The sequence below is a fragment of the Micromonospora maritima genome, assembly GCF_902825405.1.
GTDB classification, from domain to species: Bacteria; Actinomycetota; Actinomycetes; order Mycobacteriales; family Micromonosporaceae; genus Micromonospora; species Micromonospora maritima.
Genome location: NZ_CADEAU010000336.1, coordinates 1 through 5,914, shown reverse-complemented (window position 1 = coordinate 5,914; position 5,914 = coordinate 1). Strand labels below are relative to the sequence as shown.

Here is a 5,914-nt window from a genome sequence, read left to right as displayed (position 1 = left end):
AGCTGGACGAGCTGCGCGGCGCCGCCGACGCCGCGGTCGCCCGGCTGCTCGCCTCCGGCCCCGAGGCGATCCTGCTCGTCGGCGGCGGGCCGGAGACGGTCCGGTTCGACGCCGCCGACTCGGGCACCCTGCGGGGCTTCGGGCTCGACCGGCCGGTGCGGCTGTGGAAGGTCTCCTGCTCCGGTGGCGAGGTCCTGCCGCTGAGCCTGACCGTCGGCGCCTGGCTGCTGAACCGCTCCGGCACCGAGCTGCCCCGGCTGGCCCGCTCGGTGGCGCACGACGCCGCACCGGCGGAGTGCGAGGCGTTCGGGGCGAGCCTGATCCTCGACGACGATCCGCCGGTCGCGCTGCTGGTGCTCGGCGACGGGTCCGCCTGCCGGGGCGTCAAGGCGCCGGGGTACGACGACCCGCGCGCCGAGGCGTACGACGAGGGGGTCGCCTCGGCCCTGGCCCGCGCGGACGCCGGCGCCCTGCTCGGCCTGGACCCGGGGCTGTCGGCGGAGCTGAGGGTCGCGGGGCGGGCGCCGTGGCAGGTGCTGGCCGGCGCGGCCCGGGCGGCGGGCGGCGACTGGCGCGGCGACGTCAGCTACCGGGACGCGCCCTACGGCGTCGCCTACGTCGTGGCGAACTGGGAGCGGGCATGACGGTCGTGGCGGTGGTCGGGCCGACCGCGGCCGGCAAGTCGGCGCTGAGCATCGCGGTGGCGCACGCGCTGGGCGGTGAGGTGGTCAACGCCGACTCGATGCAGCTCTACCGGGGGATGGACGTCGGCACCGCCAAGCTGACCCCGGCCGAGCGGGAGGGCGTGCCGCACCACCTGCTCGACATCTGGCCGGTGACCGAGCCGGCAAGCGTCGCGGAGTACCAGAAGCTGGCCCGCGCGGCGGTCGACGACATCCTGGCCCGGGGGCGGGTGCCGCTGCTCGTGGGCGGCTCGGGACTCTACGTGCGGGCGGTGCTGGAGCAGTTCGAGTTCCCCGGCACCGACCCGGCGGTGCGGGAACGGTTGGAGGCCGAGCTGGCCGAGGCCGGTCCCGCCCCGCTGCACGCCCGGCTGGCCAAGGCCGACCCGGAGGCCGCGGCCGGCATCCTGCCCACCAACGGCCGGCGGATCGTGCGGGCGCTGGAGGTGATCGAGCTGACCGGCGCGCCGTTCACCGCGTCGCTGCCGTCGCCCACGCCCTACTACCCGTCGGTGCAGCTCGGCGTGGACCTGGACACCGCGCTCCTGGACGAGCGGATCGCGCTGCGGGTGGACCGGATGTGGGCCGACGGACTGGTCGACGAGGTGCGCACGCTGGTCGGGGAGGGGCTGCCCGGGGCGCGTACGGCCAGCCGGGCGCTCGGCTACCAGCAGGTGCTGCGCTTCCTGGCCGGTGAGCTGACCGAGACGCAGGCGTACGAGGAGACGATCCGGGCCACCCGCCGCTTCGTCCGGCGGCAACGCTCCTGGTTCCGGCGCGACCCGCGCGTCCACTGGCTGGACTCGGCCTCGCCCGCGTTTCTCGACACTGCCCTGCGGGTGGTCGCCGAGCATCGGCGATGATGGGACCGTGGAGTTCACCAAGGGTCACGGCACCGGCAACGACTTCGTCATCCTGCCCGACCCGGACGGCGCGCTCGACCTGACGCCCGGCCTGGTCGCCGCGCTCTGCGACAGGCGGCGCGGGCTCGGCGGCGACGGCGTGCTGCGCGTGGTGCGCGCCGCCAAGCACCCGGAGGGCGTCGCGCTGGCCGGCGAGGCCGAGTGGTTCATGGACTACTGGAACTCCGACGGCTCGTTCGCGGAGATGTGCGGCAACGGGGCCCGGGTGTTCGTGCGCTACCTGCTGGAGCGTTCGCTGGCCGCCCCGTCGGGCGGGACGCTGCCGATCGCGACCCGCGCCGGTCTGGTGCGGGCCCGGGCCGAGGGCGCCGACGTGGCGGTCGAGATGCGTCGCCCCCGCCTGTACGACACGGCCACCGCCACCCTGGGCGGGCTGACCCTGCCCGGGGCGGCCGTGGACGTCGGCAACCCGCACCTGGTGTGCGCGCTGCCCGCCGCGCTGGACCTCACCGGCCTCGACCTGACCCACGCGCCCGAGGTCGACGCCTCGGTCTTCCCGTCCGGGGTGAACGTCGAGTTCACCACGCCCGGCGAGCCGGTCGACGGCGCGGACGGGCACGTGCTGATGCGGGTGTACGAGCGCGGCTCGGCCGAGACGCTCTCCTGCGGCACCGGCGCGTGTGCGGTGGCGGCGGTGGCGCTGCGCGACGCCGACCGGGAGACCGGCACGGTGGCGGTCGACGTGCCGGGCGGCCGGCTCACGGTCACGCTCACCCCCGACTCGTGCTGGCTCGCCGGCCCGGCCGTCCTGGTAGCCACCGGCACCCTGGCGCCCGCCGCCCTGCTTCCCTGAGCCCTCGCCAGCCTGCTGCCCTGGACGTCCGCCGCTCTGCTTCCCTGGCCCGCGGCGCTCTTGGGTGCCCGCCTCTCGCGCCCGGGGACGCCCCGGGCGTGCCCGCCTCGGGGCGTGGTGGTGACGTCGCGTGACGGCCCGCGGAGAGGGATGACTCAAGAGCGATATACCGCCTGGTCATATTCATGACTCAGCGGTATATCGCAACTCGGTCGTCATCTCTCTCGACCGTGACACGCCGGGGACGGGGCGCGGTGGTCAGGGGTGACCCGTCAGGGGGTGGCGCTGGCGTTCGCGGCGATCTCGGGGAGGTCGGCCGGGCCCGGGTCGGCCGCCGGGGCCGGCGTCGCGGCCGGGTTCTGGGCGGCGGCCCGCACCGCGGCGGCCACCGCAGGGGCGACCCGGGAGTCGAAGACGCTGGGCACGATCACGGTGGGGTTGATCTTGTCCTCGCCGACCACGTCGGCGATGGCCCGGGCGGCCGCGATCGCCATCTCCTCGGTGAACTCCTCGGCGTGCGCGTCGAGCATGCCGCGGAACACGCCGGGGAAGGCGAGCACGTTGTTGATCTGGTTCGGCTGGTCCGAGCGGCCGGTGGCGACCACGGCGGCGTGCTTGCGTGCCTCCCGCGGGTCGACCTCCGGGTCGGGATTGGCCAGCGCGAACACGATCGCGTCCTTGGCCATCGCGGCCACGTCCTCGCCGGTGAGCAGGTTCGGGGCGCTCACCCCGATGAAGACGTCCGCGCCGCGCACCGCCCCGGCCAGGTCACCGGAGTAGTTCTCCTTGTTGGTGTTCTCGGCCAGCCACTGCCAGGCCGGGTTGAGGTCGGGCAGGCCGCGGTGCAGGGCGCCCTGCCGGTCGTACGCGATGATGTCGCCCACGCCCTGACGCAGCAGCAGCTTCATGATCGCGGTGCCGGCCGCGCCGGCGCCGGAGACCACGACCCGGACGTCCGCGAGCTGCTTGCCCACGACGCGCAGCGCGTTGGTGAGCGCCGCCAGCACGCAGATCGCGGTGCCGTGCTGGTCGTCGTGGAAGACCGGGATGTCCAGCGCCTCGCGCAGCCGGGCCTCGATCTCGAAGCAGCGCGGCGCGGCGATGTCCTCCAGGTTGATCCCGCCGTACGCCGGCGCGATGGCCTTGACGATGGCCACGATCTCGTCGGTGTCCTGGGTGTCCAGCACCACCGGCCAGGCGTCCACCCCGCCGAAGCGCTTGAACAGCGCCGCCTTGCCCTCCATCACCGGCAGCGAGGCGGCCGGCCCGAGGTTGCCCAGGCCGAGCACCGCGGAGCCGTCGCTGACCACGGCGACCGTGTTGCGTTTGATGGTGAGCCGGCGGGCGTCGGCCGGGTTCTCCGCGATCGCCATGCAGACCCGGGCGACCCCCGGGGTGTAGGCGCGGGACAGCTCGTCGCGGGTGCGCAGCGCGACCTTCGGGGTGACCTCGATCTTGCCGCCGAGGTGCAGCAGGAAGGTGCGGTCGGAGACCTTGCGCACATCCACCCCGTCGAGCGCGGTGAGCGCGTCGACCACCTGGTCGGCGTGGCCGGCGTCGGCGGTGTCGCAGGTCAGGTCGACGATCACGTTCGTCGGGTCGGAGTCGACCACGTCCAGCGCGGTGACGATGGCGCCGGCCTCGCCGGCCGCGGTGGTCAGGCGGCCGATGGAGGAGGCGTCGGCGGGCACCGCGATCCGGATCGTGATGGAGAATCCCGCACTCGGCAGTCGGGTGATGGCCACGAGAAAACACTCCTCCGTCGACGCTGAGCGGCTCGACTGGCATTTCTACCCGCCCGGCCGGGCCGGTCGGCATCCGGCCCCGCTACCGGTGGGTAGCGCCACGGGCATAACACGGGTGCGTCCCGCGTTGACACATGTCAGGATTGCTGTCACGCGCCGAAAATTCTCGGCGATGCACATAACGGACAGGAGACGCAGTTTGCGCGAGCAGGAGACCTTCCATCCCTACGAGGACGACGAGCTCGACGCCACCACCGGCGAGTACGAGCTGTCGGAGCGGCAGGCGCTGCGGCGGGTCCCCGGCCTCTCCACCGAACTCACCGACATCACCGAGGTCGAGTACCGCCAGCTCCGGCTGGAGCGGGTCGTCCTGGTGGGGGTCTGGACCGAGGGCACCCAGTCCGACGCCGACAACAGCCTCACCGAGCTGGCGGCGCTGGCCGAGACGGCCGGCTCGCAGGTGCTCGAGGGGCTGATCCAGCGCCGCAACCGACCCGACCCGGCGACCTACATCGGTCGGGGCAAGGTCGACGACCTGGGCGCGGTGGTGCTCGCCACCGGCGCCGACACGGTCATCTGCGACGGTGAGCTGTCCCCGTCGCAGCTGCGGAACCTCGAACAGCGCACCAAGGTCAAGGTGGTCGACCGGACCGCACTGATCCTCGACATCTTCGCCCAGCACGCCAAGAGCAAGGAGGGCAAGGCGCAGGTCGAGCTGGCCCAGCTCGAATACCTGCTCCCGCGCCTGCGCGGTTGGGGCGAGACGCTGTCCCGGCAGACCGGTGGTAGCGGTCGCGGCGGTGGCGCCGGCGGCGGCGTGGGTCTGCGTGGCCCCGGTGAGACCAAGCTGGAGACGGACAGGCGCCGGATCCGGCACCGCATCGCGCGGCTGCGCCGCGAGATCAAGAGCATGACCACGGTACGCCAGACCAAGCGCGCCCGGCGTACCCGCAACGCGGTGCCGGCGGTGGCCATCGCCGGCTACACCAACGCCGGCAAGTCCAGCCTGCTCAACCGCCTCACCGGCGCGGGCGTGCTGGTGGAGAACGCGTTGTTCGCCACGCTGGACCCGACCACCCGCCGGGCGACCACGTCCGACGGGCGGCTCTACACGCTCTCCGACACGGTCGGGTTCGTCCGGCACCTGCCGCACCAGATCGTCGAGGCGTTCCGCTCGACCCTGGAGGAGGTCGGCGACGCCGACCTGGTGGTGCACGTGGTCGACGGCACCCACCCGGACCCGGAGGAGCAGGTCCGGGCGGTCCGCGAGGTGCTCGCCGAGGTGGGCGCCGACCGACTGCCGGAGCTGCTGGCGGTCAACAAGACCGACGCCACCGACGAGGAGACGATGCTGCGGCTCAAGCGGCTCTGGCCGGACGCGGTGTTCGTCTCGGCGCACACCGGGCGCGGGGTCGACGAGCTGCGCGAGGCGATCGAGCGTCGCCTGCCCCGGCCGGCCGTCGAGGTCCGGGCGGTGCTCCCGTACGACCGGGGTGACCTGGTGGCCCGGGTGCACCGGCAGGGTGAGGTGCTGAGCACCGCGCACCTGCCCGAGGGCACGCTGCTGCACGTGCGGGTGGGGCAGGCGCTCGCCGCCGAGCTGGCCCCGTACCGCGCGGGCGACCGGCTCACCAGCGAGGAGCGGGTGGGCGCCGGGCGGTGAGCCGTCCGGCGTCACCCGCCCGAAACCCGGGTCGTGCGACACTGAGCGCCATGCGGCACGTTGTCTCCTCGGTCACGCTCGCGCTCGGCCTGGTCGGCGCGGTCGTG

At 74.0% G+C, this 5,914-nt stretch carries 5 protein-coding genes; 4 read left to right on the top strand and 1 reads right to left on the bottom strand.

The window, feature by feature from the left end:
- Positions 1-2 precede the first annotated feature (2 nt).
- The 3 genes from HUW36_RS23675 to dapF are packed head-to-tail and all read left to right on the top strand — an operon-like array spanning position 3 to position 2,399.
- Positions 3-644, top strand: a complete 642-nt coding sequence (locus HUW36_RS23675) for a class III extradiol ring-cleavage dioxygenase family protein (protein WP_246248300.1) — start codon at positions 3-5, stop codon at positions 642-644.
- Positions 641-1,546 (top strand): tRNA (adenosine(37)-N6)-dimethylallyltransferase MiaA, encoded by a 906-nt coding sequence (gene miaA / locus HUW36_RS23670; RefSeq protein ID WP_174530194.1) that lies wholly within the window; start codon positions 641-643, stop codon positions 1,544-1,546. Before HUW36_RS23675 ends, miaA begins: the two co-directional genes overlap by 4 nt.
- A 7-nt stretch (positions 1,547-1,553) precedes the next feature.
- On the top strand, positions 1,554-2,399 hold the full coding sequence (gene dapF, locus HUW36_RS23665) for a diaminopimelate epimerase (RefSeq protein WP_174530193.1): 846 nt from the start codon (positions 1,554-1,556) through the stop codon (positions 2,397-2,399).
- A gap of 272 nt (positions 2,400-2,671) precedes the next feature.
- Here the strand turns inward: dapF and HUW36_RS23660 are convergent, their stop codons facing one another.
- A complete protein-coding gene (locus HUW36_RS23660) occupies positions 2,672-4,144 on the bottom strand; it encodes an NAD-dependent malic enzyme (protein WP_174530192.1) in 1,473 nt (490 codons plus the stop codon).
- A gap of 199 nt (positions 4,145-4,343) precedes the next feature.
- On the opposite strand from HUW36_RS23660, the gene hflX reads away from it, so the two are divergent.
- Positions 4,344-5,807, top strand: a complete 1,464-nt coding sequence (gene hflX, locus HUW36_RS23655) for a GTPase HflX (RefSeq protein WP_174530191.1) — start codon at positions 4,344-4,346, stop codon at positions 5,805-5,807.
- The last annotated feature ends 107 nt before the right edge of the window (positions 5,808-5,914 follow it).

Bases quoted from the DNA above. Each gene is read 5' to 3' on its own strand.
- miaA (WP_174530194.1), top strand. From the start codon at position 641: ATGACGGTCGTGGCGGTGGTCGGGCCGACCGCGGCCGGCAAGTCGGCG.